The sequence below is a fragment of the Burkholderia lata genome, assembly GCF_902499025.1.
Taxonomy (GTDB): domain Bacteria; phylum Pseudomonadota; class Gammaproteobacteria; order Burkholderiales; family Burkholderiaceae; genus Burkholderia; species Burkholderia lata_C.
The window spans coordinates 1-26,002 of sequence record NZ_CABVPW010000066.1; the positions used below are offsets into that span (position 1 = coordinate 1).

A 26,002-nucleotide genomic window follows, 5' to 3' on the forward strand; every position below is an offset into this window, starting at 1 on the left:
TCGTCGTGAACCGGATGATGATCGCGCGCGAACGACGCCGCATCGCCGACATGAAGGCGGCGTTCGCGGTGGCGTGACGCCTCGCCTCCTGCTTCGAAGATAACAAGCACTGCAGACAAGCAAGACGCGCTGCCCCAGGGGGGGCGCGCGATTCGATCCCGATTTGACAGGCGCAAGACAAGGAGAATCCGCAATGAAGAAGAAACTGATCTGCCTGCTGGTGGCCGGCGCGTTGCCGGGCATCGCGCTGGCCGACTCGACATCCGCCGAGATCAAGGCGCTGCAGGCGCAGGTCGCGGCGCTGCAGAAACAGATGAAGGTAATGCAGGCGCAACTGTCGGCGAAGGGCGGCACCGCGACCGCGCAGGCCGGCACGAAGGCAGGGGGTGGCGCCGCGCCGGTCGCGGTGGCCGTCGATCCGAGCTCGCCGGATTACGGCAAGGCGCAGGCCACGCTGACCAACGACGAGGTCGGCGAAATGAAGCAGCAGATCGCGAACCAGCAGCTGAAGGTCGACTCGCTGACGGACGCGGCCAACACCGGCCCGCTGGCCGGCCTGTCGGTGACGGGTTACATCGACCCGACCTACATGTACAACCGCGCGGCCGGCACGTCGTCATTCCTGTTCGCGAACCACGAGAACGCGTACAACTACTTCAACAGCACGTTCGGCGACCTCTACCTCGACATCAAGAAGACCTTCGGCGTCGGCCCGATGGCGCCGTCGGCGGAAATCACGCTGATGCCGAACCGCGGCAACGGCATCACGCTGCTGCAGAACTCGCGCGGCTCGATCACCGACAACCTGCTGAACACGGCGGTCGTCAACGTGCCGATCACCGCCGAAACGACGTTCGTCGCCGGCCTGATCCCGAGCTTCGGCGGCTACGAGGTGCAGCAGTCGAACCAGATGCTCACGCTCACGCACAACCTGCTGTACGACTTCTCCGACCCGGGCAGCTACGTGGGTGCCGGGGCGAACTACACGAAGGGCAACTGGGCGTGGAAGTTCTTCGTCGGCAACGAGCAGTACCGCACGTACGGGTCGATCACGACGAAGGGCACCAATGCGCTCAACGATCCGATCACCACCAGCAACAAGGTGCCGACCTTCACCGCGCGGGCCGACTACACGTGGTCGAGCGCACTCGACATCGGCGGGTCGTTCAACATCGGGCGCCAGACGCTCTCCAGCGCGATCGATTCGAACGGTGTCGTGCACTATGGCCCCGGTGCCAACGCACCGAGCGGTTATGGCACGTTCTTCTTCGCGGAAGCCGATGCGACCTACACGCTCGCCGACGTCCAGTACAACGCGGAACTCGACTACGGCCAGCAGCAGCATGCGGCGTTCAACGGCGGGCTCGCGCAGTGGTACGGCCTGTCGCTGCTCGCGCACCGCAAGTTCAACGCGCCGGTGGTCGGCCGCATGGGCGTGACGCTGCGCTACGATGCGCTCGTGAACAGCAAGAACGGCGGCGGCGGCGGCGGCATCGCACTGAACGGCAACGGGATGGATCCGAACAACGGCTTCGGTATCGATGCGGACTGCCTCGCGACGTCGAAGGCGGGTGGCGGCCTCGGCTTCGACTGCAAGGGCGCGATCCGCCAGGATGTCGCGCTCGACCTGCTGTTCTATCCGACCCAGCAGATCACCGTGAAGGTCGAATACCGGCACGACTGGGCGAACAACAAGGTGTTCCTGCGCAACGACGGGTCGTACGGCAAGTCCAACGACCTGCTCGCGACGCAGTTCATCTATTCGTTCTGACGCAGCTCGCGCGGGACGCCGTGCCGCGCGCACGGCGTCCCGCGCCGTTTTTACCGGCCGGATGACGGTGCGCGACGCACCGCCGCCGGCTGCAACGAGGGAGTCGGATTCATGACGCAGTCTTTCACCCGCCGCGCCGATGCGCTCGCGCGCGACTCGTACTACGAAGCGACGGCCGTGCGCCCCGCCGTGGACGATCCCGCGCTCGACGGGACGATCGACGTCGACGTCTGCGTGATCGGCGCCGGCTTCGCCGGCCTGTCGACGGCGCTCGACTGCCGCGCACGCGGGCTGTCCGTCGCGGTGATCGACGCGCACCGGCCCGGCTGGGGCGCGTCGGGCCGCAACGGCGGCCAGGCGATCGCCGGCTTCGCGAAGGACGAGGAAATCGAGCGGCAGCTCGGCGCCGACGGCGCACGCGCCGCGTGGTCGCTGTCGCTCGACGGCGTCGCGCTGATCGCCGAGCGGATCGCGCGCTACGGAATCGACTGCGACTTCACGCGCGGCTACCTGACGGTCGCGACGAAGCCGCGCCGCATCGACGACCTGCACGCGTGGATGGACGCCGCGACGTCACGCTGGGGCCATCCGTCGCTCGCGTGGCTCGATACCGCCGAGATCCGCACGCGCATCGCGTCGACGCGCTACCTGGCCGGCGTGCACGATCCGCTGTCGGGCCACCTGCATCCGCTCAAATACTGCCTTGGCCTCGCCGAGGCCGCGCGCCGCGAGGGCGTCGCGCTGTACGCGCATACGCCCGCGCTCGACGTCGTGCGCGGCGCGCGGCCCGTCGTGCGTACGCCATCGGGCGACGTGCGCTGCCGCTTCGTCGTGTCGTGCTGCAACGCAGGCCCCGGCGGCGTGCTGCCGGCCGCGACAGCCGCCCGCATCGCGCCGATCGCGTCGTACATCATCGCGACCGAGCCGCTCGGCCACGCACGCGCCGACGCGCTGATCGCGCAGCGCGAAGCCGTGTGCGACAACAACTTCTTCCTCGACTACTTCCGGCTGTCGGCCGACCACCGGATGCTGTTCGGCGGCCGTGCCAATTCGGCCGGCGCGTCGCCCGCCGCGCTCGCCGAAACGATCCGGCGGCGCATGGTCGGCGTGTTCCCGCAGCTCGGCGACGTGCGCGTCGACCACGCATGGGGCGGCTTCGTCGACGTCACCCGCAACCGCGCGCCGGATTTCGGTGCGCTCGATCCGAACTTCTTCTACGTCCAGGGCTTCAGCGGCCACGGTGTCGCGCTCACCGGTATCGCCGGACGCGCGGTGGCCGGCGCGATCTCGGGCGACACGCGCGCGTTCGACCTGTTCGCGCGCATGCGTCACCGGCGCTTCCCCGGTGGCGACGCCTGGCGGCAACCCGCGCTCGAACTCGGGATGCTGTATCACCGCGTGCGCGAGCTGTTCTGAGCCAAACTTTTCCGTTCTCCTGACCATGCAGACATTCGCCAACCAGCCGCACGTCGCGTCCTACTACGCGGCGACTGCCAACGATACGACCCGCCACGCGCCGCTCGCCGGCACGATCGACGCCGACGTGTGCGTGATCGGCGCGGGCCTCACGGGCCTGTCCGCCGCGCTCAACCTCGCCGAGCGCGGCCATTCGGTGACCGTACTCGAAGCGTCGCGGGTCGGATGGGCGGCGAGCGGCCGCAACGGCGGCCAGCTGATCGGCGGGTTTGCGTGCGACATCGACACGTTCGGGCAATTCATGCCGGAAGGCGACGTGAAGCGCATCTGGGACATGGGGCTCGAAACGCTGTCGCTCGTGAAATCGCGCATCGCCAGGCACGACATCGACTGCGCGCTGGTGCCCGGCTACCTGACCGCCGCGAACACCGAGCGCGACGCCGACGGGCTGAAACGCTGGCGCGACGAAGCCGCGAAGCGCTTCGGCTACGACCGCTTCCACTTCGTCGAAGCCGACGAACTCGGCGACTACGTGCAGTCCGGGCGCTATTGCGGCGGCCTGTACGACCCGGACAGCGGCCACCTCCATCCGCTCAACTACACGCTCGGCCTCGCCCGCGCGGCGACCGATGCGGGCGTGCGCATCCACGAGGACAGCTGCGTGACGCGCGTGCGCGACGTCGCGGGCGGCCATGTCGTCGAGACGAGCGGCGGCAACGTGCGCGCGCGCTTCGTCGTGCTCGCGTGCAATACCTTCGTCGGCACGCTCGCGCCCGCGCTGTCGAAGAAGATCATGCCGGTCGGCACCTACGTGATCGCGACCGAACCGCTCGGCGACGCACGCGCCGCCGCGCTGATGCCCGCACGCGCGGCGATCTGCGACAGCCGCTTCGTGCTCGACTATTTCCGGCCGGCGCCCGACTCGCGGCTCGTGTGGGGCGGCAAGGTCAGCTATTCGACGCGGGAGCCGCGCGATCTCGCGGCGGCGATGCGCGCGGACATGCTGAAGACGTTCCCGCAGCTCGCGGACGTGAAGGTCGACTACGCGTGGGGCGGCTTCGTCGACATCACGATGAACCGCGCGCCGCACTTCGGCCGCATCGCGCCGACGATGTATTTCGCGCAGGGGTTCTCGGGGCACGGCGTGAACACGACCGCGCTCGCGGGCAAGCTGATCGCCGAGGCGATCGACGGGCAGGCGAGCCGCTTCGACCTGTTCGACAAGATCCGCCATCGCGACTTCCCGGGCGGCGAGGCATTGCGCACGCCGGCGCTGGTGCTCGCGATGAGCTGGTACCGGCTGCTCGACGCGTTCGGCGTGCATTGAGCGACGATTACATCAACGAAAAACGGCCGCGCCGAAGCGCAGCCGTTTCTTTGTCGCCGTGCGCTGACGCGCTCCCGCTAGTCGGCCACCTTCTGCCGCATCGTCACGAACTCCTCGGCCGCGGTCGGGTGAATGCCGATCGTGTCGTCGAACTGCGCCTTCGTCGCGCCTGCGCGAATCGCGATCGCGATCCCCTGGATGATCTCGCCCGCATCGCGGCCGACCATGTGCGCGCCGACCACGCGCTGGCTGTCGCGCGCGACGACGAGCTTCATCAGCGTGCGCTCGTCGCGGCCCGACAGCGTATGACGCAGCGCCTTGAACGACGTGCGGTAGATGTCGACGTCACCGTCGTACAGGTCGCGCGCGGTCGCCTCCGTGAGCCCGACCGTCGCGACCTCCGGCTGGCTGAACACCGCCGACGGCACCCATTCGTGATCGGCCGCGACGCGCGACCCGCCGAACAGCGTGCGGGCGAGCAACGCGCCGTCGCGCGTCGCCACCGGCGTGAGCTGCGGCCGCGACGTGACGTCGCCGATCGCATGGATCGAAGGCACCGACGTCGCCGAATACGCATCGACGGCGATCGCCCCGCGCGCATCGAGTGCCACACCCGCCTGCTCGAGCCCGAGCCCGTCGACGTTCGGCACGCGGCCGGTCGCATAGAGCACTGCGTCGTACGACCCGTGCCGCGCATCGCCGACGCGCACGCCGAGCGTACCGTCGTCCGCGCGCTCGATCGACTCGACCACCGAGCGTGCATGGATCGTGACGCCCTGCTTCGTCATCTCGTCGGTCAGGAACTGGCGCACGTCGTCGTCGAAGCCGCGCAGGATCTTCTCGCCGCGATAGAACAGGTCGACGTGGCTGCCGAAGCCGTTGAAGATGCCCGCGAACTCGACCGCGATATAGCCGCCGCCGACCACCGCGATGCGCTTGGGCAGCGCGGCAAGCGACAGCGCCTCGCGCGACGTGATCGCGTGCTCGATGCCGGGCCGCGCCGGGTGCGACGGACGCGAGCCGGTCGCGATCGCGATGTGGCGCGCGCGGATCGTGCGGTCGCCGATCGCGACCGTGTGCGCATCGACGAGCGTCGCGCGCCCCGCGTGCATCTCGACGCCCGACTGCCGCAACAGGTTGATGTAGATGTCGCTGAGCCGGTTGATCTCGCGATCCTTCGCGGCGATCAGCGCGGGCCAGTCGAGCGCGCCGGCGCCGAAGGTCCAGCCGAAGCCCTTCGCGTCCTCGACTTCGTGCGGATAGTGCGATGCGTAGACGAGCAGCTTCTTCGGGATGCAGCCGCGCAGCACGCAGGTGCCGCCGATCTGCTCTTCTTCCGCTATGCCGACACGCGCGCCGTATGACGCGGACATGCGCGCGAGCCGCACGCCGCCCGAGCCGGCACCGATGACGAACAGGTCGTAGTCGAAATCCATCGCATTCCCTCATCGCAGTTCGGATGAAGGCACGATAGCAAGATTCCGGAATTCTTGCGGCGCACGGTGCAGCCCGGCGCGCGCCCAATAAAAAACGGCGAGAGACATTGCCTCTCGCCGGTCAAACCAGCTGCCGGGTGTGCCATGCGTCACCGATCGACCGCATGCCCGACCTGCCGGCTGCGCGGCACCGGTCCGCCCGGGCGCGCGAAGGGCGCGCCCACGGCCGGACCAGCCGCCATGCTCATGCCTGCGACGTGTCGCTGCCGTCCGTCGCCTGCGTGTCGTCTGCCTGCTGCGGCTGCTCCTCCTTCTTCTCGAGCATGCCTTCGATCGCTTCCGCACCCTTGAAGCCGGCGACGGCGGCTGCCGCCTTGGTCAGCAGGCCCGCATCCGGATCCAGCTTTTCCGCGCCTTCGACAGCTGCGACTGCGCCAGCGATTTCACCCACGGTGTTCAGGATACCCATCGTCATCCCCTTTCAAGAAAATCGTGAGCGCATCGTCCCACGAAAAAAACCGGCGGACCGCGATTGTCATCACCGGATACACAAGTTACGCACCAGGCCGGCCGCACTCGCCGAGCGCGACCGGAACGACGCACGCGCGCGCCTGACGGCACGCAACGGGCGATGCACGCAGCGTAGCGGAAAGGCTCCGCGCGTACTGTAAAAGTATGTTCTGGATTGCCGACGGAACCCTTACGGCGCGGGGGTCTCGTGATGAAGCATTCGCCGAATAGTCGGGCGCGCGTATGAAGGTCGCGTGACGAAAAAAAAGAGGCGCCTAGCGGCGCCCCTTCGATGCATGCCGGACGACCGCCGGCACATGCGTTCCGACGTTCGTCAGAAGATATTGCGCAGGCCGATCGCGATGCCGGTCTGGTTGCTGCGACCCGGCAGCTCGACGTTCGCCGCGCCGTTCGTCTTGTTGAAGTCGACGGTGCCGTAGACTTCCGTGCGCTTGCTGAGCGCGTACTCGGCGATGCCGACGATCGCGTAGCGGTTGCCGCTCGCGAGCGTGCCGTTGGTGGTCATCGCATTACGCATATGGTCGTAGTAGAACGCGCCCGTCAGCGTCAGCGGCGCGCTGACCTGCCAGCTCACGCCTGCGAACGGACCGTCGTCGATCCGGCCGGTGCCCTTCGCGACCGGAATCGACTGCTGCGCGAGCAGGCTGTCGACGAAGCCCGTGTCGTCCTTCGAGCGCAGGTAGCCCGCGTAGATCTTCGCCTTGCTGAACGCATACACGACGTTCGCGTGGTAGATCGTCTGCTTGCGCGCCGAGTTGTCGCTGTTCTGCTGCGCGCCGGCCGCGATGCTGAGCGGGCCCATCACGTACGACAGCGACACGCCCCACGCATTGCCCTTGCCGAGCGAACCCGGGATCTGGCCCGAGAAGCCACCGGCGCCGGTCGATTCGTAGTTGGTGCCGGTCGAGTACATCGCCTTCGCGGTCAGCCCGTCGAACTTGCCCGTGTACTTGATCTGGTTGTCCGCATACAGGCCGCCGCCGAGTGCGACCGGCAGCCACGCGTTTTCGAGGTAGTTACCGACCGTCAGCGGATCGTAGGTATCCGACAGCAGGTCGAACAGCGGCGTCTTCTGGCGGCCGAGGGTCACCGTGCCGTACGGGCTCTGCAGGCCGACGTACGCTGCGCGGTTGAACAGGCGGCCGCTGTCGGCGAATGCGCCGTTCTGCAGGTTCACGCCGCTTTCGAGGTTGAACACGGCCTTCAGGCCGCCGCCGAGGTCTTCCGTGCCGTAGATGCCGAAGCGGCTGTTCGTGATCGCGCCGTTGGTCATCGACAGCAGGCCGTCGTTCTTGGCGTTGGCGTTGGTCAGGTAACGGATGCTGGCGTCGGCGACGCCCCAGAGCGTGACCGAGCTTTGTGCGGCCGCGTACTGGCTGGCGAATGCGAGCGCGGCGCCCCCTGCGATGGCTGCGAGTCGGGTGGTCTGCTTCATGAGCTTTCCTTTTTGTAGGTGTCTCCATTCATGGCCGGCCGCGTGCGCAGCCGGGTGGCGATCGCTCACGTTCTTGGCGCGCGCGATGTGGGCTGAATCATATGACGAGTGCGATCGCTGAAAGAAATTGAAATGCGCGGTAACGGCGGAACTGTCGCCCGCGCACAACGTTGCGGCGCGCAACGCAGGTCCGGCGGGCATCGGGCGCCGCACGGCCGCGGCCGCCCGCGCAGCTTACGGAACGTCGGACCTGTAAGGATCGCGCGGCCGGTGCCGCGGAACGGGCGCACACGCAGGGGCGCCCGCGGGATGCGCGGTCACGCCGCCGCCGGCCCGCCGTCGGCCGTGTGCCGGCGCCACGCACGCCGCACGATCTCCGCGAACGCGCCGACGAGCAGCAGCACGGCGCCCCACAGCGCGACCTCCGGCACGAGCCGCGTCACGAGGCCGCCGACCACCGCGCCGGCCAGGAAGCAGAAGCTGATCGTCGCGAGCAGCGCCGAGTCGTGCAGCGCGCCCGCGTCGTAGCGCGGGATCAGCCCGACGAACAGCTTCTGCGCGGCGCGCCGCAGGTTGCCGGTGGTCATCACCGACGTGTACGACAGTTCCTCGAGATGGGTGAACGACAGCGTCTGCAGCGTCGCGACGAACGAAATGCCCGGAATCAGCCAGGCGCTCGACGCGCCGACGAGGCCGCTCGCGGCGACGCCGAGAAAGGCGATCTCGACGAGCAGGCTCGTGAACGCCGTGTGCTTCATCCAGCCGCGCTGCGCAGCGAGGCCGAGCAGGTGCGCGACGAACACCGCGATCGTGAAGCCGACGAGCGGCGGCACGTGATGTAGCGCGGCGGCCCATTCGCCGGCCGACAGGTTGATGCCGAGCAGCGCGACGTTGCCGGTCATCGTGTTCGCGAACACGTGGCCGTGGCCGACATACGTGTACGCGTCGAGGTAGCCGCCGGACAGCGTCAGCAATGCGGCGACAGTGAGATTGCGGCTGGCGCCGTCGAGATCCATCGAGCCTCCCGTGGTGCGCGCCGCCCGGCCGCGCGCGGCGGGCGGTGCGAAATTCAGTCCTGCCGGACGGCGCGAACGCCGCCGGCGCTGCGCGGCCGGGCATCGCCGCGTGCCGCGCGCCAATATAATGCTCGCCGTCGGGGGGCGGATTCCCGCCGCGCGTCGCCGCCGGCAGGAACGTCGCCGCAGCGCAGGTTTCGCCGCCGCGGGACCGGCCGAGTATACCGGGAGGCTGGCGGGCGGCCTGAACCCGGTTGCCCCCCGATCGCCGCCCCACGCCGCCTCACCGAGCCTTCGAATGACACTCGCGAAGTTCTTCCTGCGCTTCACCGTGATCCCGTTCGCCGCGATCGTGCTGGTGGCGGTCTGGGCGTTCAACCGCGAATCGGGCGAAATCGATGCGCGGCAGTACGCGGCGCTGGTGGCGGCCTATCCGTCGTTCACGCCGAAGCTGAAGCACGAGGTGGCCGACGCGTTGCGCGGCGGCAGGGTCGCGAAGGCCGATTACGGCACGATCATGCGCGACGCGCTCGAGGCCGGTTACGTGATCGACTGGCCGGAGACGACGGATGACGTCGGCAGCGAGCGCGGCCGGCTGCTCGGGATCGTGAACAGCGACCTGCCGGCGTCGCAGTAGCGGGTGGCCGCAGCCGGCAACGGCCGGCTGCGTGGAAGACCGCTCACTGCCCGATGCCCGTGAGCCCGATCAGCGCGCCGCCCGCGAGGAGCCACAGCGGATGGATGCGCGTGCGCCACGCGAGCACCGCGCAGGCAGCCGTGATGCCCCACTGGATCGCGGTGCGGTTCGATGCCTCGGAGATCAGCACCGCGCTCGCCGCGACGAGCCCGGCCGTGACGGGCATCATCCCCTGCTGCACGTAGCGGCGCCACGGCCGGTCGCGAAAGCGCTCCCACGCATGCAGCGCGAGCACGGTGACGATCGACGACGGCCCGAACTTCGCGAGCGACGCGACCAGCAGCCCGCTCCAGCCGGCCACGTGCCAGCCGACCAGCGACACGATCATCATGTTCGGCCCGGGCGCCGCCTGGGCCAGCGCGAACAGCGCGGTGAACTCGTGCGCGCTCATCCAGTGATGGACATCGACGACCTGCCGCTGCATCTCGGGCAGGATCGTGTTGCCGCCGCCGAACGCGAGCAGCGACAACTGGCTGAAGATCGTCGCGATGGCGATCAGCGTATCGGTCATGGCCGGCCCCCTTGCTGCGTGTCGCGCGCCGCGGCCGGCGCCGGCTGCGGGGTGCCTGCGTCGCGGCGCCGCGATGCGAGCCAGATGCTGACCGGCGTCAGCACGAGCATCGCGGTCAGCAGCGGGATGCGCAGCACCGCGATCGCGACGAACGCGAGCGCCGCGATGCCCGCCGCCGCGCGCGCATGCCGCAGCGGCTTCAAGACCTTCACGGCCATCGCGACGAGCAGCCCGGCCGCCGCCGCCGCGAGCCCCGCGAACAGGTGCTGCACGCGCGGATCGTTCTGGGTCTTCGCGTACAGCACGCCGAGCGCGACGACGACGAGCGTCGGGCCCGCAATCAGCCCGAGAATGCCGGCGAACGCGCCGGCGACGCCGCGAAAGCGCATGCCGACGGCCACCGACAGGTTGATCACGTTGCCGCCCGGCAGGAACTGGCACAGCCCGAGCAGATCGGTGAATTCGTCGGCGGAGAGCCACTTGCGCTCCTCGACGATGGTGCGCCGCGCGAACGGCAGCGCGCCGCCGAACGACATGAGGCCCAGCGACAGGAAACCGGTGAACAGCTCGGCGAGGCCGACGCTGCGGGGGGATGCGGCCGGCGGCGGGGCGGCCGGCGGAGAAGCGGATTGCATGGGGTTCCTTATCAAACGGTGAACCGAGGTTACCGCCGTTCGGAATGCCGGCAAAACGATTTTATCGGCGCGCCCTTGTGATCTAGAATCACAAGCATGGCACGCGATCTCCCGCCCTTTTCCGCGCTTCGGGCCTTTGAAGCCGCGGCACGACATGAAAGCTTCAGCGCCGCCGGCGACGAGCTGCATGTGACTCACGGTGCCATCAGCCGGCAGATCGCCGGGTTCGAGGCCTGGCTCGGCAAGCCGGTGTTCCACCGCTACGGCAAGCGCGTGAAGCTCACCGACGAAGGCCGCCGCTACCTGGACACCGTGCGCGCGGCGTTCGACAGCATCGCGCTCGCGACCGAGCAGCTGCGCAACACGGGCGCGGCACGCGTGCTGCGCATCAATGCGCTGCCGACCTTCGCGATGAAATGGCTGCTGCCGCGCCTGTCGCGGTTCCAGCGCGACGTACCGAACGTCGAGCTGAAGCTGTCGACGTCGAACGCGCCGCTCGACGCGCTCGACGGCTTCGATGTCGCGATCCGCCGCGGCCCCGGCCACTGGCCGAACTGCACGAGCGGCCACTTCCTCGACGAAAGCGTGATCCCGGTCTGCAGCCCCGCGCTGCTCAAGCGCGCGCCGATCGTGCGCGCGGACGATCTCGCGCGCCACGTGCTGCTGCATTCGGATACGCGGCCGGAAGGCTGGCGCGACTGGTTCGCGGCGGCCGGCGTGGCGATGAAGGGGCGCAAGCGGCAGTCGTTCGACCACTTCTACCTGGCGCTGCAGGCGGCCGTCGACGGCCTTGGCGTCGCGCTCGGCCCGTTGCCGCTGATCGACGACGAGCTCGCGAGCGGCCGGCTGGTGATGCCGCTGGCGGGGCCGCGCATCGCGACGCGCAGCTACTGGTGGATCGCACCGCGCGCGCCGGCGGACGATCCGCTCGTCGCGCAGTTCTGCGCATGGCTGCAGACGCAGTCGAACGTCGGCGCGTAGCGCATCGACGTTCGACGCAGGAGATGGCGCGGGCGGCAGGACCCCTGCCCGCCGGCGGTTCAGACCACCGGGCCCGGTTCCTTTTCCTTGCGCAGGATCGCGTACAGGATGATCGCGCCGAACGTCGCGGTGCCGATCCCGCCGAGCCCGAAGCCGCCGATCTTCAGCGAGAAGTCGCCGGCGCCGAGCACCAGCGTGACGGCCGCGACGATCAGGTTGCGGTTGTCGGAGAAGTCGACCTTGTTGACGACCCAGATCCGCGCGCCCGTCACCGCGATCAGCCCGAACACGACGATCGACACGCCGCCGAGCACGGGGCCCGGAATCGTCTGGATCACCGCGCCGAACTTCGGCGAGAAGCCGAGCACGATCGCGATCACCGCCGCGACCGCGAACACGAGCGTCGAGTAGATCCGCGTGACGGCCATCACGCCGATGTTCTCCGCGTAGGTCGTCACGCCCGTGCCGCCGACGCTGCCCGACACGATCGTCGCGAGCCCGTCGCCGATGAACGCGCGGCCCACGTAGCGATCGAGGCTGGTGCCCGTCATCGCGCTGACGGCCTTGATGTGGCCGAGGTTTTCCGCGACCAGGATCACCGCGATCGGCGCCAGCATCAGCATCGCGTGCGGATCGAACACCGGCGCGCGGAAGCTCGGCACCCCGAACCAGGCCGCATGCCCGACGATCGAGAAATCGATCGGCTTGCCGAGCCCCATCCCGTTGGTCGCGACCGCGTAGATCGCGTAGGCGATCACCAGCCCGACGAGGATCAGCAGGCGCTGCACCATGCCGCGCGAGAACACCGCGACCCCGCCGACGCACAGCACCGTCACGAGCGCCATCACCGAGTCGAAGGTCGACGACGACACGCCCTTGACCGCGATCGGCGCCAGGTTCAGCCCGATCACCGCCACCACCGCGCCGGTCACGACGGGCGGCATCAGCGTCTCGATCCAGTTCGTGCCGATCGCCTGCACCAGCGCGCCGATCGCGACGTACACGACGCCACACGCGATGATCCCGCCGAGCGCGACCGGGATGTTCGGGTTCGGGCCGCTGCCGCCGTAGCCGGTCACCGCGATCACGAGGCCGATGAACGCGAAGCTCGAGCCGAGGTAGCTCGGCACGCGGCCGCCGACCAGCACGAAGAACAGCAGCGTGCCGATGCCCGACATGAAGATGCACAGGTTCGGGTCGAAGCCCATCAGCAGCGGCGCGAGTACGGTCGAGCCGAACATCGCGACGACGTGCTGCACGCCCATCGCGACCATCTGCGGCCACGCGAGGCGCTCGTCGGGGCCGACCACGCGCGAGGCCGCGCCGGTCGATTGCACCCGCCAGCGCGGGAAGTAGGAATCGGACATGGGGAAAAGGGCTCCTGTCGGTCGGTCGCCGGCTGCGGAGGATGCGCCGGTCTGGAATCTGGCGCGAGTTTACGGAGCGGAAATGGGGCTGGCAAGCGGGCTGATACGCGGGCCGCCGAGCGGGGCCAGCGAGCACGAAGCGCGGCTTGCCGCGTGTGCGAAACGGGGCACGATGGCGCGGCCCGGTGAAGCGCCCGTCCGCGCGGGGAAATGCGCGGGCGGCGATCGACGCCGGCTGCGACGCAAGCGTGCGCTCACATCGCGGCCGGCGCGGCGTGCATCAGGGGTTGATGTACTGGAACAGCGACAGGTTCTGCAGCTGCGCGTACGCCTTCTGCGAGCCCGTCAGCGCGTTCTGCATCTGCAGGAACTGGCTGATCGTCGACACCATGTTGGTGCTCGTCAGGTCGGCCAGGTTGCTGGTGACCTGCAGCGTGTTGGTCTGGTTCACGGTCTGCATCGCCTTGATTTCCTGCTCGCGGCCGCCGACCGACGCCTGAACGGTGAGGACGTTCGTCATCATGTTGTTCAGCTTCGTCGTGCCGGTGGTCATCGCGTTCTGGAGCGCGGCGGCGGCGGTCGTGTTGCTGCTGACCGGCACCTTCAGCGCGGCGATCATCGAATCGAGCGCCCCGAACACGTCGGTGCCGGCCTGCGGCGCCGGCGTGACCGTGAACGAATCGCCGGGCGCCGGCTTGCCCGACACGGGCACCGACAGGCCGTTGCCGAGCGCGATCCCGGCGCCGGCCGAGTACGGCTGCGCGGCGGTCGTGGTCGGCGGCGCGACGGAATTGTCGGTGACCGTATAGGTCGGCGCGGCGGCCGTGCCGCCGAACGCGATCGAGAACTGGTGCGTGTTGGTCGCGGCCGACGGGCTCGTGATCGACACCGCGCCGATCGTGCCCGTGCCCGTGTTGCTGGCGCCGGCGAGCGGCACCGGCAGGCTGCCGAGCATCGGCACCGACAGGAACACGCTCGCGCCGCTGTCGCCCTGCGCGATCGAGCGCGTGTCCGCGATCTGTACCTGTCGCGAACCCGAGTCGCCGCTGTAGGTCACGCCGCCGCCCGGTGCGTTCGAGAACGGCGCCGTGGCCGTCTTGAAGCCCGCGTACAGATAGTTGCCCGCGCCGTCCGTCGCGTTCGCGAGCGTCAACAGCTGGTCGCGATAGCCCTGCAGCTGCGTCGACAGTGCCGAGCGGTCGCTGTCGGACAGCGAGCCGTCGCCGGCGTTGATCACGACCGTATGAATGCTGTTCAGCAGGTTGTTGACGCTGTAGAGCGACTGGTCTTCCGCCTGCAGCGACGACAGCGCGGTGGTCTGGTTCGCCGAATACTGCGACAGCGTCGCCGACGTCATCGACAGCTGCACGGCCTGCGCCGCACCGAGCGGGTTGTCCGCCGGGGTCGACAGACTCACGCCGCTCGAGATCTGCTGGTACAGCTGCGAGAGCTGCGCCTGCTGATCGTTCATCTGCGCGACGTTCATCTGGTAGAACTGGGTGGTGGAAATGCGCATCGCTTCGATCCCCGAAATCAGTTGAACAGGCCGAGCACGGTCTGGAACAGGGTCGACGCGGTCTGGATCACCTTCGCGTTCGCCTGGTAGAGCTGCTGGTACTGCATCAGGTTGGCCGCTTCCTCGTTCTGGTTCACGCCCGACACCGACTGCTGAGCTTCCGTGATCTGGCCGATCAGCGAGGTCTGCGCGGCGCTCGACGACTTCAGCTGGCTCGTCGTGTTGCCGATGCCGTTCACGTAGTTCGCATACGCGCCCGTCAGCGTGGTCGTGCCGTTGCCGAACGATTTCGCGTTGACGAGCTTCGCCAGCGCAAGCGCGTTGCTGCCGTCGTTCGTGCCGCCCGCGTTCGGCGCGACCTTGAACGTGTCGCCCGCTGCCGGCGTGCCCGACACCGTGACCGTGACGCCGGCCGTCAGCGTGATCGGCGAGCCCGACTGGTACGCCTGCGGCGTGCTCGTGGTCGGCGGCGTGGCGGAGTTGTCGGTGACCGTGTAGGTCGGGCTGGCGGTCGTGCCGCCCATCGTGATCGTGTAGTTGTGCGGGTTGGCCGCGGCCGTCGCGCTCGTGACCGACAGCCCGCCGATCGTGCCGGTGCCCGTGTTCGTCGTGGTGGCCGACGGCACGAACGGCGCCGCCGCCGCGATCGCCGAGCCGTTCGACGTTGCCAGGCCGAAGCCGTTCAGCGCGCCGCGCGTCGGCTGCACGGTGAACTTGTCGCCGGCGTTCATCGAGCCGGACGAGAACGAGAAGTTCAGCCCGCCGATCGACCCCGGCATCGAGGTCGACGTGCCGACCACCGCGCCGCTCGCACGGTCGGTCAGCGTGTACTTGGCGCCGTCGTACGACAGCGTGTAGTCGCTCGTGGTCGGCTGCGACGCGTTCGCGAACGACACGGACAGCGCCGCGTTGCCGGTATTGCCCTGGTTCGCGTACGTGATCGGGCTGCCGGTCGTGAACAGGTTGCCGCCGACGTTGCCCGACAGGTCGACGCCGAGCGCGTTCTGCGCGTTGACCTGCGCGGCGAAGCTGGTCGCGATCGCGCCGAGCTGCGCTTCGGCCGGGTCGAGCGTCTGGCTGCGGAACGACAGCAGGCCGCCGAGCGTGCCGCCCGACAGCGACGCGTCGGACAGCGCCTGGTTCGGCCCCTGCGGGTTCGCGCCGGCGATGCCCTGCGACACGACGGTCAGCTCGCTCGGATCGGACGGCGACGCGACGGTCCCGAGCTGGTAGCTCTTGTTCGCGACGACGAGCGGCGTGCCGCCCGCAAGAAACACGCTGTAGCCGTCGCTGTTGCGCACGACCTGCACGCCGGCGAGGTTCGACAGGTTCGACACCGCGAGGTCGCGCTGGTCCATCAGCTGGTTCGGCGGCTGGCCCTGGCTGCTCGCGGACGCGATCTGCTGGTTCAGCTGCGCGATCTGCGCGGTGTACGCGTTGATCTGCGTCACGGTGTTCGTGAGCTGCGTGTTCACGCTCTGGCGCAGCGCGTCGTACTGCTGGCCGGCCGCGGTGATCTGGTTCGCGAGCGTCTGCGCATTGCTCATCGCGGTCTGCCGCACCGACGAGTCCGCCGCGCTGTTCGCGACGTTCTGCATCCCGGTGAAGTAGTTCGTGATCGCGGTCGAGATGCCGGACGTCGGGCTGCCGACGTAGTTGTTCAGCTGCGTAACGAGCGAATACCACGTCGACAGCGCGCCGCTCTGCGTCTGCGCGCCGTTCAGCTGGTCGCTCAGGTACTGGCTGTACTGCCGCTGCACGGTGACGGTGTTCACGCCCTGCGGCATGTAGCCGCTGCTCGTGTACTGGCCGCTCGCCTCGGCATAGACGGGGCGCTCGACCGAATAACCCGGCGTCGCCGCGTTGCTGATGTTCTGGCCGGTCGTCGTGAGGCCCCAGAGCGCGGCATTCAGGCCGCTGACGCCGAGGTTCATGAGTGTGTTGGACATGCGCGATCCTGATGAGCCGGCCGCGCGTCGCGGCCGCCGGGTTGCGTGACTCCCGGTATAACGGCCGCGGATCGGAAAAATTGAGGAAAAAATGCACGCGCGACGCGCACTCGCGCGTCGCCGGTGAAAGCGTGCGGCCGAGGGTGCCGCAAACGCTGCGCGGGCCGCCCCGGGCGGGGCCGGCCGCCGCTCGCGCGTCAGGCCCGCGCGAGCGAGCGGCGCTTCATTTCGAGCTGCGTGATCAGCCGCTGCAGCGTGTTTTCCGCGCTGCCCGGCAGCGACATGTAGCGGAAGCCGAGCTGGTAACGCCGCGACCCGTTCGGCATCTGCGTCGAACGCTGCGACACGAGCTGCAGGTCGAGCGACAGCTTGCCGTGGCCGGTCAGCTCGAGCTCGACGTCGGGCAGCAGCGTGCCGACCTCGAGCGCCTCGACGCGTTCGTCGGCCGTGCGCAGCCCCACGCCGCCGAGCGACAGGTTATGCACCTCGAACAGGAAGCTTTCGCCGTCCGGCAGCTTGCCGCGGCACAGGAACGGATCGACGATCGGCGCATCGACGCGGAAATATTCGCGGCGCTGGATGCACATCAGCACGTCGGGGAAATCGGCGACGAACGCGGGCAGCCCCTCGTAGCGCGTCTCGCGCGGCGTACCCGTGGAGAATTCGACGCGCACGCCCTCCGGCGCGGCCGCGAACGTGCAGTGCGACGCGCCGAGGATGCTGGCATTCTGCTCGGACAGCGCACCCCAGTCGAACGTAAACGTCCGCGCGCCGACATCCACCTCGAGCAGGCGCGTGACGAGCTGGCCACCCGGGTACTGGACGGTCAGGAAATCGCCGCGGTTGACGAGGTTGCGCAGCTGCACGCCGATTTCCAGCGGATTGCGGCGGGCATAGTCGGGCCCGGAGTGGCCTGCATCCAGGCTGGGGTCCGTCGACGTTTCGATATTCATGGCTAGCCGGTCTTTCTTGTCATGGGCGCCCGGGCAACCGGTGCGCAATAAAACCGGGCCAGAACGGGGGCCCGGTCGCAGGTCTCTCACACTTAGCGGCAGTGCTGACCGAAAGTTTAGATCGAATTGGGGATTTTTTTCGCGCAAACGTTGAAACCGCGCGCGGCGGGCTGCCGGGCGCGGTCCAGAGGGTGCAGCAGGCAATCGCCGACGGGGCCGTCAGCCGATCTGCTGCATGATCGAAATCAACTTCTTCGCGTAGTTCGGATCGGTCGCGTAACCGGCCTTCTGCATCCCGTGCGCGAACCCTTCGACGCTGCGGCTCGCGCTCAGCACGCCCGAGTAGCGCGGGTTGTTCTTCAGCAGGTTCGCGTAATCGGTCATCGCGTGCTCGTACGAATCGTACGCGCGGAATTTCGCGACCACGCGGCGCGGCGTGCCGTTCACGTATTCCGTGGTCAGCGCCGACACCGTGCGGCCGGTCCAGCCCTTGGTCGCCTTGATGCCGAACACGTTGTAGCTCGTCGAGCCGTCGTTTGCGCGGATCTCGCGCTTGCCCCAGCCCGATTCGAGCGCGGCCTGGCCGACGATGAAGCGCGCCGGGATGCCGGTCGACGCGCTGGCCGCCTGCGCGGGGCCCGCGAGCCGGTCCACGAACGCGTCGGCGTCCTGCACGCCGCTCGCGCCCTTCAGCGGCGGCGTCAGCGCGCTGCCGGACGAGTAGCCGCGCGTGCCGGCGAGGCCGCCGTTGTTCGACGCGTTCGCGTAGGCCTTCGCCATCGCGTTCATCGCGGCGAGACCGCCTTCGCTGCCGGACCCGCCGAAGCCGTCCGCCCCCAGCCCGGCCGCGCCGACGTCAGCCGCCGTGTCGCTGCCCGCGCCCTGCCCCGCGTTGCGCAGCAGCTGCTTCATCAGCGCGTCGGCGACGCCGATCCCGCGCGTCGACATCTGCTGCGCGAGCTGCTGGTCGAGCATCGACGTGTACATCTTCGACGTATGCGAATCGAACAGCCCGCCGTCGGGCGACGCGTCGCGCATGCTCTTGAGCATCATCTGCGTGAACATCGCGTCGAACTGGCCGGCGACCGCCTTCGCGCCGGCCTGCGGCGACTGCTTCGCCTGCGCGCGCAGCGCGTCGAAACCCTGCACGTCGAGCGCAAAGCGCTGCGTGAGGTCGTTCGCGTTCGGGAGAGAGGCTGCCATTTAGATGATCTCCAGGTCGGCGCGCAGCGCGCCGGCGGCCTTCATCGCCTGCAGGATCGACATCAGGTCCGCGGGCGTCGCGCCGAGCGTGTTCAGCGCCTTCACGACGTCGGCGAGATTCGCGCCGGCCGTCACCATCTTCAGCGCGCCGTTGTCCTGCTTCAGCTGGATCTGCGACTGCTGCGCCACCACCGTCTGCCCGTTCGAGAACGGCCCCGGCTGCGACACGACCGGCTGCGTGTTGACCACGACCGACAGGTTGCCGTGCGCGACCGCGCAGCTCTGCAGCGTGACCATCTGGTTCATCACGATCGAGCCGGTGCGCGCGTTCAGGATCACCTTCGCGGCGGCCTTGTCCGGGCTGACGTCGAGGTTCTGCAGCCGCGCCATGAACGCGACCTGCTGCGCCGAGTCGGCCGGCGCGGCGAGCTGGATCGTGCGGCCATCGAGCGCCGTCGCGGTACCCGGGCCGAAGCTCGAGTTGACCGCGGACACGATCCGCTGCGCGGTGCCGTAGTCCATGTCGTTCAGCTGCAGCTGCAGCACGCCGTTCATCTGCGCGATCGCGTTCGGCACGCCGCGCTCGACGATCGCGCCGCCGACGATCCGGCCGGCCGCGAGCTGGTTCACCTGCACGCGGCTGCCGTTCGCGCTGGCGCCGGCGCCGCCGACCGCCATGTTGCCCTGCGCGAGCGCATAGACCTGGCCGTCCGCGCCTTTCAGCGGCGTCAGCAGCAGCGTGCCGCCGCGCAGGCTCTTCGCGTTGCCGAGCGACGACACGGTGACGTCGAGCGCCTCGCCCGGCCGCGCGAACGGCGGCAGCGTGGCGGTCACCATCACGGCCGCGACGTTCTTCAGCTGCATGTTGCTCAGCTGCGACGCGCCGCCGTTGGCCGAACCGTTGTTGATCGAGATGCCGAGGTTCGCGAGCATGTTCGCGAGCGTCTGCGTCGTGAACGGCGTCTGCATCGTCTGGTCGCCCGTGCCGTCGAGGCCGACGACGAGGCCATAGCCGATCAGCGGGTTGTCGCGCACGCCCTGGATCTGCGCGAGATCCTTCAGGCGTTCCGCGTGCGCGGGCGCCGCGCCGAATACGCAGGCCACGGCCACGAACGCGACGGCGAGCCGCACGGCGGCATGCACGCGGGCCGACAGGCGGTCGAGAAGGGTCTTCTGCATCGTCATCACCACGGCGCGATGTTGAGGAAGAAGCGCTGCAGCCAGCCCATCGTCTCGGCTTCGTTGATGTAGCCCTTCGCCGAGTATTCGATCTTCGCGTCGGCGACCTGCGTCGAGTAGACGGAGTTCGCGCCCGAGATCGTGTTCGGGTTCACGACGCCCGAGAAGCGCACGAATTCGTTGCCCTGGTTGATCAGCATCTGCTTCTCGCCGCTGACCACGAGGTTGCCGTTCGGCAGCACGCCGGTGACGGTCACCGTGATCGTGCCGTTGAACGTGTTCGCCGCGCTCGCGCCGCCGGTCGCCGCGAACTTGTTGTTGCCCGTCGCCGACAGGTTCGCCTTCGCGAACAGCCCGCCGAGGAAGCCGGCCGTCGGCACGTTGAAGTCGGTGTTGCCCTGCCGGTTCGTGTTCGCGCCCGACGACTTGGTCGCGTTGATGTTCTCCGCGATCATGATCGTCAGGATGTCGCCGATGTTGCGCGGCCGCTGATCCTCGAAGAGCGGCCGCCCCGCGTAGCCGGGGTTGTAGATCGAGCCGGGCGCCTGCATCGACATCGGCATCGGCGGCTGCGCCGTCATCGGCTGCTGGATGATCGGATCGCGCGGAATCTGCGCGCAACCGGCGGCGAGCGCCGCCAACGCGACCGCGCACGCGGCGCGGACGGTGGCTGACGGGAGGAGGCGAACCTGCTTCATGGCGACGACGGGTGTTCCGGTTAGCTCTTCATCTGCGTGACGGTCTGCAGCATCTGGTCGGACGTCGTCACGGCCTTGCTGTTGATCTCGTAGGCACGCTGCGTCTGGATCATGTTCACGAGCTCCTGCACGACGTTCACGTTCGACGATTCGACGTAGTTCTGGCTGAGCGTGCCCGCGCCGTTCAGGCCCGGTTGCGACACGTTCGGCGCACCCGACGACGTCGTCTCGGAGAACAGGTTCTCGCCGCGCGCTTCGAGGCCGGCCGGGTTGATGAAGGTCGCGACCTGCAGCGAGCCGATCTGCACCGAATTGGTCGAGCCCGCCTGCGTGATCGTCACGACGCCGTCCTTGCCGATCGTCAGCGACGTCGCGTTCTGCGGGATCGTGATCGCCGGCAGGACCTGGTAGCCGCTCGACGTGACGAGCTGGCCCTGCGCGTTGGTCTGGAACGAGCCGTCGCGCGTGTACGCGTTCGTGCCGTCCGGCATCAGCACCTGGAAGAAGCCCGCGCCGTTGATCGCGACGTCCTTCGAGTTGCCGGTCTGCGTAAGGCCGCCCTGCGTGTACAGGCGCTCGGTCGCGACCTGCTGCACGCCGGTGCCGAGCTGCAGGCCCGACGGCAGTTCCGTCTGCTGCGTCGAGTTCGCGCCGGGCTGGCGGATGGTCTGGTACAGCAGATCCTCGAACACCGCGCGCGACGCCTTGAAGCCGTTCGTGCTGGTGTTCGCGAGGTTGTTCGAAATCACGTCCATCTGCGCCTGCTGCGCATTCATGCCGGTGGCGGCAATGTAGAGCGAACGGTTCACTTGTCGATTCTCCTGCGTAAGCTGGCGCGGGCGCTCAGCTGAAATTGAGCAGCTGGTTCGCCGACTGCTCGTTCTGGTCGGCCGTCTGGATCAGCTTCGACTGAAGCTGGAACGCGCGCGCGTTGTCGATCATCGCGACCATCGCGGTCACCGGGTTGACGTTGCTGCCTTCGAGCGAATTCGGCGTGACGACCACGTTCGGGTCGGCATCGGCCGGATTGCCGTCGGCGGTGCGGAACAGCCCGTCGTTGCCGCGCGTGAGCGTGGCCGGATCGGGATTCACGAGCTTCATCTGGTCGACGATCGCGACCGCCGTCGGCGGGTCGCCCGGCATCAGCGCGGAAATCGTGCCGTCCTTGCCGATCGTCACTTCCGCGTTCGGCGGCACCGAGATCGGGCCGCCATTGCCGACCACCGGCAGGTTGCTCGCGTTGACGAGCTGGCCGTTCTCGTCGACGTGCAGGTTGCCGGCGCGCGTGTACGCCTCGCTGCCGTCGGCCGCCTGCACCGCCAGCCAGCCCGCGCCCTGCACGGCGACGTCGAGCGGGTTGCCGGTGCGCGTGATCGGACCCGGCGCGTAATTGGCGCCCGGCGTCGACGCGAGCACGTAGGTGCGCGTCGTCGTCGGGTCGATCGTGCTGCCGTCGCCGAAATTCATCGGCACCGCTCGATACGTCGCGAGTTGCGCGCGAAAACCCGTCGTCGACGCGTTCGCGAGGTTGTTCGCGACGATCGCCTGCTGGTCGAGCGACTGCGACGCACCCGTCATCGCCGTGTAGATCAGTCGGTCCATGGCTGCCCGTTATCCGCGCTTACAGGTTGATGAGCGTCTGGTCGACGGTCTGCTGCGTCTTGATCGTCTGCGCGTTCGCCTGGTAGTTGCGCTGCGCGGTGATCAGGTTGACGAGCTGCGACGTCAGGTCGACGTTCGAGTTTTCGAGCGCGCTGCCCTGCAGCGTGCCGTGGTTCGTGCTGCCCGGCGCCGAGACCTGCGGCACGCCCGACGCGGCGCTTTCCGCATACTGGTTGCCGCCGAGGTTCACCAGCCCGTTCGGGTTGTTGAAGTTCGCGAGCGCGATCTGGCCGAGCACCGCGGTCTGGCCGTTCGAGTAGTTGCCGGTCACCTTGCCGTCGGTGCCGATCGTGTAGGTCGTCAGCGTGCCGCTCGCATAGCCGTCCTGCGCGAGGTTGTTCACGCCGTCCTTGCCGCCGTACTGCGTCGTGCCGGTCAGGTCGAGCGTGAGGCTCTGCGGCGTCGCCGAGCCGTCGGTGTTCGGCACCGTGAACTGGAACTGGCCGACCGACGCGGTCGGCGTGGGCGGCGTGCCGGTCGTCGTGCTCTGGATCGTGCCCGACGAATTGAAGTTGACCGTGCCGAGATCCGTCGTGGCGCCGCCCTGCACGCCCGCGTACGCTTCCCACGTGCCGGCCGTCGACTTCACGAAGTACATGTTGACCGCCTGCGAACCGCCGAGCGAGTCGTACACCTGGATCGACGTCGAGTAGTTGTAGGTCGTGTTGTCGGTCGCGCTGAACGGCGTCTTGGTCGGCACCGTGTCCTGCGAGTTCAGGTTGAACTGGGCCGAGATCTTGGTCGTCGCGGTCGGCGCGATGTTGGTCGTCGGCGCCTGCAGCGGCACGGTCTGCGCGGTGTTGATCACGCCGCCCGCGTTGGCTGCGTAGCCCATCAGGTTGCGGCCTTGCGAATCGACGATGTAGCCGTTCTTGTCGCGCTGGAACGTGCCGTCACGCGAGTACGTCGTCACGCCGTTGTTCGACATCTGGAAGAAGCCGTTGCCGTTGATCGCGACGTCGAGCGACGAGCTCGTCGTGTTGATCGTGCCCTGGCCGAAATTCTGCTCCACCGAGTTCAGCGCGGTACCGATGCCGATCTGCGTGTTGGTCGACGTCGCGACCGAGTTCGCGTACATGTCGGCGAACTGCGCGGTGCTCGACTTGAAGCCGACCGTGTTCGCGTTCGCGATGTTGTTGCCGATCACGTCGAGCGCGTTCGATGCACCCGAGAGGCCGCTCAGACCCTGTTGATAACCCATTTCGGTCTCCGTTTCGAGATTGCTCGATCAGTGTCAGTTGGAGGTGGTGCCGCTGCCGGACGAATTCGACGCGGACGACGTGGTGTTCGGGAAAATCGACGCGACCTGGGTCAGCCCCACCGTCGTGCCGTTCGACAGCACGAGCCCCGCCGTGCCGTCCGCCTGCTTGATCACGCTCTGCACGGTCGACGCCGCGAGCGTCGTGGCCGGCTGCGGCGTGCCGTTGCTGTCGGTGTACGACGCGCTGACGGTGTACTTGCCGTCCGGCAGGGCGTTGCCCGCCGAGTCGGTCGGCGTCCAGTTGAACGGCACGGTGCCGGCCGACTGCGCGCCCGCATTGATCGTGTTCACCACGGTGCCCGCCGAGTTCTTCACGGTGATCGTCAGGTTCGACACCGCGCTCGACAGCGACACGCCGAACGGCGACGCCGCGCCGCTCTTCACCGCCACCGCATTGCCCGGCGCGAGCACGTTCGTGCCGATCAGCAGCGCGGCCTGCGTCTGCTGGCCGGCCGTGAGCTGCGTCGACAGCGACGTGAGCGACGTGTTCAGCTGCGCGATGCCGCTCACCGTGTTGATCTGCGCGAGCTGCGACGTCATCTGCGAGCTGTCGACCGGGCTGGTCGGATCCTGGTTCTGCAGTTGCGTGACGAGCAGCTTCAGGAACGTCGCCTGCAGGTCGCTCGCCGACGTGCCGTTGGTCGACGACACGTTGTTGGTGTTCATCGTGTCGGTCGGCAGGTTCGACACGTTCGTGCCGTTGCTGCCGATCGTCGTGTTGGAGGAAGTCATCCTGGGTGGCCTTCTGTCGGAACTGTCGGGTCTGTAAGGTCGTTCGACGCGGCTTACGAGCCGATCGTCAGCGTCTTGAGCATCAGCGTCTTCGCGGTGTTCAGCGTCTCGACGTTGGCCTGGTACGAGCGCGATGCCGAGATCATGTTCACCATCTCCTGCACCGGATCGACGTTCGGCATCTGCACGTAGCCGTTCGAGTCGGCGGCCGGGTTCGACGGGTCGTAGGTCGACTTCATCGGCGACGGGTCGTCCATCACCTTCGTCACGCGCACGCCGCCCACGCCCTGGCCGGACGCGGTGCGCGCGCCGCCGATCGGGTCGGTCGCGAACACGACCTGCTTGGCCTTGTACGGCTTGCCGTCGGGGCCGGTCGCGCTGTCGGCGTTCGCGAGGTTCGACGCGGTGACGTTCAGGCGCTGCGACTGCGCGGACAGCGCCGAGCCGGCGACGCCGAAGATGTTCATCAACGAAGGCATGGAAGCTCCTTTTGCTCGGATTCGGAGGCGGTGCGCGCCGTTACTGGTTCGTCGTGATCGCGGCGATCATCGCCTTGATCTGCTGGGTCATCACGGTCATCCCGGTCTGGTAGTGCAGCGCGTTGTTCGCGAACTGCACGCGCTCGACGTCGAGATCGACCGTGTTGCCGTCGAGCGCCGGCTGCAGCGGCATCCGGTATTGCGCACGGCCGTAGTCGTCCGACGGGCCGCCCGTCGGGATCAGCTTCGCGGTGCCGGCCATGTGGCCCGCCGCCGTCGACACCATCGACATGCCGCTCGTCACGCCGGCCGGCTGCGTCATCGGCAATTGCCCGGCGTTGCTTGGCGCGAGGCCGCCGCCCGCCTGCTTCAGCGAGCGCGCGAGCGTCGACGCGAAATCGACATCGCGGGCCTGATAGCCGGGCGTGTCGGAGTTCGCGATGTTCGACGACAGCAGTTCCTGCCGGTAGGCGCGCACGTCGAGCGCCTGTCGGCCGAACGCGAATTCCGCATCGAGTTTGTCCAGCATGTGTGCGTCTCTCCGTATGAAGCGCTGCACGCCCCTCATGCCGGATGGCGACCCGAGAGGCTTTTTTCCATGACAGCGATGGTAGGCGTCGGACGCAACCGGCAATCGGGCGAATAACGCGGCAAAGGCCCCCTCTATTCATCGTTTGCGCGACCGCCCCGCTCCCTAGAATGCGAAGCGGAGCAACGGATTGGGGATACGGCGATGACTGGCAGCGCACTTCGCGGAAGGAACGGGCGGCTCACGCACGTCCGGCGTGCGTTTGCGCTCGCCGCGGCGCTCTGGATCGCCGCCCCGGCCGCGCACGCGGACGACGGGATGATCGTGATTCCGGGGCGCGGCGAGTCGGCCGAAACCGCGCTCGCGCACGCCAATGCGGCGAGCGGCGGGCAATTCGGCGGGAATGCGGCGATGGCGTCGGGCTCGGGCCTGGCGCCGGACGCGGGTCGCGCGGCGAGCGGTGCGGGTGCCGGCGCGGTCGGTAACAGTTACGCGCCGCAACCGGCCGGCACGATGGTCGTGACGACCGTTCCGCCGCCGGCGCCTATGCCAGCACCGGCCCCGGCGCCTCGCCCCGTCTACGCAGCCGCCCGTGCCAACGCCGGATACGGCGCGCCGCGCGCCGTCGATCCGGGCGCGATCGCGACGGTCGTCGCCGGCACGGCCGAGCCTGCATCGAATTCCGCACGGCCGACCCCGCAGCCGGCCATGGCCGCGC

The 26,002-nt window shown here is 68.5% G+C and carries 24 protein-coding genes and 1 pseudogene; 6 read left to right on the forward strand and 19 right to left on the reverse strand.

The annotated features are described in order from the left end of the window. Positions 1-193: 193 nt before the first annotated feature. From BDI24065_RS38805 to BDI24065_RS38815, 3 genes are all read left to right on the forward strand, one after another. Complete coding sequence (locus BDI24065_RS38805) at positions 194-1,771, forward strand: DUF3138 family protein (RefSeq protein ID WP_175035640.1); 1,578 nt, start codon at positions 194-196, stop codon at positions 1,769-1,771. Positions 1,772-1,882: 111 nt separating this feature from the next. Further along, positions 1,883-3,187 (forward strand): NAD(P)/FAD-dependent oxidoreductase, encoded by a 1,305-nt coding sequence (locus BDI24065_RS38810; protein WP_175035641.1) that lies wholly within the window; start codon positions 1,883-1,885, stop codon positions 3,185-3,187. A gap of 25 nt (positions 3,188-3,212) precedes the next feature. Beyond that, the gene (locus BDI24065_RS38815) at positions 3,213-4,514 is read left to right on the forward strand and encodes an NAD(P)/FAD-dependent oxidoreductase (protein WP_175035642.1); all 1,302 of its coding nucleotides are present in this window, start codon (positions 3,213-3,215) and stop codon (positions 4,512-4,514) included. Between the two features lie 77 nt (positions 4,515-4,591). On the opposite strand, the gene gor is transcribed toward BDI24065_RS38815, so the two are convergent. The 4 genes from gor to BDI24065_RS38835 all read right to left on the reverse strand — a co-directional run bounded on the left by gor (position 4,592) and on the right by BDI24065_RS38835 (position 8,932). Further along, positions 4,592-5,950: a glutathione-disulfide reductase gene (gene gor, locus BDI24065_RS38820; protein WP_175035643.1), complete on the reverse strand. Its 1,359-nt coding sequence runs from the start codon at positions 5,948-5,950 to the stop codon at positions 4,592-4,594. Between the two features lie 244 nt (positions 5,951-6,194). Further along, positions 6,195-6,419: a hypothetical protein gene (locus tag BDI24065_RS38825; protein ID WP_043185162.1), complete on the reverse strand. Its 225-nt coding sequence runs from the start codon at positions 6,417-6,419 to the stop codon at positions 6,195-6,197. A gap of 375 nt (positions 6,420-6,794) precedes the next feature. Next, positions 6,795-7,916, reverse strand: coding sequence for a porin (locus BDI24065_RS38830; RefSeq protein WP_085041845.1), 1,122 nt, complete (start codon positions 7,914-7,916; stop codon positions 6,795-6,797). A gap of 317 nt (positions 7,917-8,233) precedes the next feature. Continuing rightward, on the reverse strand, positions 8,234-8,932 hold the full coding sequence (locus BDI24065_RS38835) for a YoaK family protein (protein ID WP_175035644.1): 699 nt from the start codon (positions 8,930-8,932) through the stop codon (positions 8,234-8,236). 298 nt (positions 8,933-9,230) lie between these two features. Here BDI24065_RS38835 and BDI24065_RS38840 point away from each other — a divergent pair, with 298 nt between their 5' ends. Continuing rightward, positions 9,231-9,569, forward strand: a complete 339-nt coding sequence (locus BDI24065_RS38840) for a hypothetical protein (protein ID WP_175035645.1) — start codon at positions 9,231-9,233, stop codon at positions 9,567-9,569. 43 nt (positions 9,570-9,612) lie between these two features. Here BDI24065_RS38840 and BDI24065_RS38845 read toward each other — a convergent pair whose 3' ends face one another. Both BDI24065_RS38845 and BDI24065_RS38850 read right to left on the reverse strand, forming a co-directional pair. After that, a complete protein-coding gene (locus tag BDI24065_RS38845) occupies positions 9,613-10,140 on the reverse strand; it encodes a chromate transporter (RefSeq protein WP_089495784.1) in 528 nt (175 codons plus the stop codon). Next, positions 10,137-10,775, reverse strand: coding sequence for a chromate transporter (locus BDI24065_RS38850; protein WP_175035646.1), 639 nt, complete (start codon positions 10,773-10,775; stop codon positions 10,137-10,139). The genes BDI24065_RS38845 and BDI24065_RS38850 overlap by 4 nt, the downstream gene beginning before the upstream one ends. 96 nt (positions 10,776-10,871) lie before the next feature. Here BDI24065_RS38850 and BDI24065_RS38855 point away from each other — a divergent pair, with 96 nt between their 5' ends. Continuing rightward, positions 10,872-11,756 carry a transcriptional regulator GcvA gene (locus tag BDI24065_RS38855; protein ID WP_175035647.1) on the forward strand — a complete coding sequence of 295 codons (885 nt, stop codon included), beginning with the start codon at positions 10,872-10,874 and terminating at the stop codon, positions 11,754-11,756. Between the two features lie 59 nt (positions 11,757-11,815). Here the strand turns inward: BDI24065_RS38855 and BDI24065_RS38860 are convergent, their stop codons facing one another. From BDI24065_RS38860 to BDI24065_RS38920, 13 genes are all read right to left on the reverse strand, one after another. Continuing rightward, positions 11,816-13,123 carry a solute carrier family 23 protein gene (locus tag BDI24065_RS38860; protein ID WP_175035648.1) on the reverse strand — a complete coding sequence of 436 codons (1,308 nt, stop codon included), beginning with the start codon at positions 13,121-13,123 and terminating at the stop codon, positions 11,816-11,818. Positions 13,124-13,403: 280 nt separating this feature from the next. Next, positions 13,404-14,639, reverse strand: coding sequence for a flagellar hook-associated protein FlgL (flgL, locus tag BDI24065_RS38865; protein WP_175035649.1), 1,236 nt, complete (start codon positions 14,637-14,639; stop codon positions 13,404-13,406). Positions 14,640-14,656: 17 nt separating this feature from the next. After that, positions 14,657-16,588, reverse strand: coding sequence for a flagellar hook-associated protein FlgK (gene flgK / locus BDI24065_RS38870; RefSeq protein WP_175035650.1), 1,932 nt, complete (start codon positions 16,586-16,588; stop codon positions 14,657-14,659). A gap of 197 nt (positions 16,589-16,785) precedes the next feature. Continuing rightward, a complete protein-coding gene (locus tag BDI24065_RS38875) occupies positions 16,786-17,541 on the reverse strand; it encodes a flagellar brake protein (protein WP_175035651.1) in 756 nt (251 codons plus the stop codon). Positions 17,542-17,760: 219 nt separating this feature from the next. Continuing rightward, complete coding sequence (gene flgJ, locus BDI24065_RS38880) at positions 17,761-18,744, reverse strand: flagellar assembly peptidoglycan hydrolase FlgJ (protein ID WP_175035652.1); 984 nt, start codon at positions 18,742-18,744, stop codon at positions 17,761-17,763. After that, positions 18,745-19,923 carry a flagellar basal body P-ring protein FlgI gene (locus BDI24065_RS38885; protein WP_438820050.1) on the reverse strand — a complete coding sequence of 393 codons (1,179 nt, stop codon included), beginning with the start codon at positions 19,921-19,923 and terminating at the stop codon, positions 18,745-18,747. 5 nt (positions 19,924-19,928) lie between these two features. After that, entirely contained in the window at positions 19,929-20,621 is a 693-nt protein-coding gene (flgH, locus tag BDI24065_RS38890; RefSeq protein WP_175035653.1) for a flagellar basal body L-ring protein FlgH, read from the reverse strand. Between the two features lie 20 nt (positions 20,622-20,641). Further along, positions 20,642-21,430, reverse strand: a complete 789-nt coding sequence (gene flgG / locus BDI24065_RS38895; RefSeq protein ID WP_174937548.1) for a flagellar basal-body rod protein FlgG — start codon at positions 21,428-21,430, stop codon at positions 20,642-20,644. Between the two features lie 34 nt (positions 21,431-21,464). After that, positions 21,465-22,223 carry a flagellar basal-body rod protein FlgF gene (flgF, locus tag BDI24065_RS38900; RefSeq protein WP_175035654.1) on the reverse strand — a complete coding sequence of 253 codons (759 nt, stop codon included), beginning with the start codon at positions 22,221-22,223 and terminating at the stop codon, positions 21,465-21,467. Positions 22,224-22,242: 19 nt separating this feature from the next. Then, positions 22,243-23,484, reverse strand: coding sequence for a flagellar hook protein FlgE (gene flgE, locus BDI24065_RS38905; protein ID WP_175035655.1), 1,242 nt, complete (start codon positions 23,482-23,484; stop codon positions 22,243-22,245). 33 nt (positions 23,485-23,517) lie between these two features. Then, a complete protein-coding gene (locus tag BDI24065_RS38910; RefSeq protein ID WP_175035656.1) occupies positions 23,518-24,276 on the reverse strand; it encodes a flagellar hook assembly protein FlgD in 759 nt (252 codons plus the stop codon). A 53-nt stretch (positions 24,277-24,329) separates the two neighbouring features. Beyond that, positions 24,330-24,755: a flagellar basal body rod protein FlgC gene (gene flgC / locus BDI24065_RS38915; protein ID WP_011353470.1), complete on the reverse strand. Its 426-nt coding sequence runs from the start codon at positions 24,753-24,755 to the stop codon at positions 24,330-24,332. Positions 24,756-24,795: 40 nt separating this feature from the next. Beyond that, a complete protein-coding gene (locus tag BDI24065_RS38920; protein ID WP_174947402.1) occupies positions 24,796-25,284 on the reverse strand; it encodes a flagellar basal body rod protein FlgB in 489 nt (162 codons plus the stop codon). A 204-nt stretch (positions 25,285-25,488) separates the two neighbouring features. Between BDI24065_RS38920 and BDI24065_RS41260 the strand changes: the two are divergent. Further along, a pseudogene (locus BDI24065_RS41260) lies at positions 25,489-26,002 on the forward strand (flagellar basal body P-ring formation chaperone FlgA); the annotation flags it as partial.

Excerpts from the sequence above, each read along its gene's own strand:
- BDI24065_RS38805 (WP_175035640.1), top strand. The coding sequence starts at position 194 with ATGAAGAAGAAACTGATCTGCCTGCTGGTGGCCGGCGCGTTGCCGGGC.
- BDI24065_RS38810 (WP_175035641.1), top strand. The coding sequence starts at position 1,883 with ATGACGCAGTCTTTCACCCGCCGCGCCGATGCGCTCGCGCGCGACTCG.
- BDI24065_RS38815 (WP_175035642.1), top strand. The coding sequence starts at position 3,213 with ATGCAGACATTCGCCAACCAGCCGCACGTCGCGTCCTACTACGCGGCG.
- gor (WP_175035643.1), bottom strand. The coding sequence starts at position 5,950 with ATGGATTTCGACTACGACCTGTTCGTCATCGGTGCCGGCTCGGGCGGC.
- BDI24065_RS38825 (WP_043185162.1), bottom strand. The coding sequence starts at position 6,419 with ATGGGTATCCTGAACACCGTGGGTGAAATCGCTGGCGCAGTCGCAGCT.
- BDI24065_RS38830 (WP_085041845.1), bottom strand. The coding sequence starts at position 7,916 with ATGAAGCAGACCACCCGACTCGCAGCCATCGCAGGGGGCGCCGCGCTC.
- BDI24065_RS38835 (WP_175035644.1), bottom strand. The coding sequence starts at position 8,932 with ATGGATCTCGACGGCGCCAGCCGCAATCTCACTGTCGCCGCATTGCTG.
- BDI24065_RS38840 (WP_175035645.1), top strand. The coding sequence starts at position 9,231 with ATGACACTCGCGAAGTTCTTCCTGCGCTTCACCGTGATCCCGTTCGCC.
- BDI24065_RS38845 (WP_089495784.1), bottom strand. The coding sequence starts at position 10,140 with ATGACCGATACGCTGATCGCCATCGCGACGATCTTCAGCCAGTTGTCG.
- BDI24065_RS38850 (WP_175035646.1), bottom strand. The coding sequence starts at position 10,775 with ATGCAATCCGCTTCTCCGCCGGCCGCCCCGCCGCCGGCCGCATCCCCC.
- BDI24065_RS38855 (WP_175035647.1), top strand. The coding sequence starts at position 10,872 with ATGGCACGCGATCTCCCGCCCTTTTCCGCGCTTCGGGCCTTTGAAGCC.
- BDI24065_RS38860 (WP_175035648.1), bottom strand. The coding sequence starts at position 13,123 with ATGTCCGATTCCTACTTCCCGCGCTGGCGGGTGCAATCGACCGGCGCG.
- flgL (WP_175035649.1), bottom strand. The coding sequence starts at position 14,639 with ATGCGCATTTCCACCACCCAGTTCTACCAGATGAACGTCGCGCAGATG.
- flgK (WP_175035650.1), bottom strand. The coding sequence starts at position 16,588 with ATGTCCAACACACTCATGAACCTCGGCGTCAGCGGCCTGAATGCCGCG.
- BDI24065_RS38875 (WP_175035651.1), bottom strand. The coding sequence starts at position 17,541 with ATGAATATCGAAACGTCGACGGACCCCAGCCTGGATGCAGGCCACTCC.
- flgJ (WP_175035652.1), bottom strand. The coding sequence starts at position 18,744 with ATGGCAGCCTCTCTCCCGAACGCGAACGACCTCACGCAGCGCTTTGCG.
- BDI24065_RS38885 (WP_438820050.1), bottom strand. The coding sequence starts at position 19,923 with ATGCAGAAGACCCTTCTCGACCGCCTGTCGGCCCGCGTGCATGCCGCC.
- flgH (WP_175035653.1), bottom strand. The coding sequence starts at position 20,621 with ATGAAGCAGGTTCGCCTCCTCCCGTCAGCCACCGTCCGCGCCGCGTGC.
- flgF (WP_175035654.1), bottom strand. The coding sequence starts at position 22,223 with ATGGACCGACTGATCTACACGGCGATGACGGGTGCGTCGCAGTCGCTC.
- flgE (WP_175035655.1), bottom strand. The coding sequence starts at position 23,484 with ATGGGTTATCAACAGGGTCTGAGCGGCCTCTCGGGTGCATCGAACGCG.
- BDI24065_RS38910 (WP_175035656.1), bottom strand. The coding sequence starts at position 24,276 with ATGACTTCCTCCAACACGACGATCGGCAGCAACGGCACGAACGTGTCG.
- flgC (WP_011353470.1), bottom strand. The coding sequence starts at position 24,755 with ATGCCTTCGTTGATGAACATCTTCGGCGTCGCCGGCTCGGCGCTGTCC.
- BDI24065_RS38920 (WP_174947402.1), bottom strand. The coding sequence starts at position 25,284 with ATGCTGGACAAACTCGATGCGGAATTCGCGTTCGGCCGACAGGCGCTC.